Origin of the sequence: uncultured Aggregatibacter sp., assembly GCF_901873365.1 — a bacterium.
GTDB lineage: Bacteria > Pseudomonadota > Gammaproteobacteria > Enterobacterales > Pasteurellaceae > Aggregatibacter.
This window is the reverse complement of sequence record NZ_CABFLM010000034.1, coordinates 1-591: the sequence shown is the minus strand read 5'-3', so window position 1 is coordinate 591 and position 591 is coordinate 1. Positions and strand designations below refer to the sequence as shown.

Sequence of the window (591 nt, the reverse complement as noted above, 5' to 3'; positions counted from 1 at the left end):
GTGCCTAGAGAAATGACAGACAGCCAAGGCAAACTCATTTGGAAAGGGCGTTATGACGCGTGGGGACAGCTTATTCATGACAGCAACCGCCATGCCCAACGGAGCACGCACCAACCATTCCGCCTGCAGAACCAGTACTTCGACCAAGAAACGGGCTTGCATTACAACTTTTTGCGTTATTATGAACCTACACTTGGGTGGTTTATCACGCAAGACCTGATTGGGTTATTGGGCAACTAGACAGAGGCTAGAAGAAAGGTTAGATGAAGTCAAGGTTCTAAAAATATAAGCATGATACATAGACTAAATGAAGATAATGTTCTGGGCTCTCAATGGCATGCTCATGATTTTGGAGGGGGAGCGTTAAATTTAGATAGAACTCTTCATCATAAAAATTATCCTAATTTTAACAATGATGATAGAGACTTTTTGTTTTTTCATGGTTGGAATATTTAACAAGGTTCGTTATGTTTTATAAAAATATATTTAATCTAATAGAAAAGAACACTTTCATTAATTTTAATAATTTAATTTATTATAATGGCTCTTTTGAAGAACCAGAGCTTATATTAAGATTGGATGATATAGACA

At 36.7% G+C, this 591-nt stretch carries 1 protein-coding gene; it reads left to right on the top strand.

The genetic code is table 11. The features are described from left to right. The coding region (locus QZ106_RS01105; RefSeq protein ID WP_295973178.1) for an RHS repeat-associated core domain-containing protein at positions 1–240 on the top strand (240 nt) is incomplete at its 5' end. Positions 241–591: the final 351 nt, after the last annotated feature.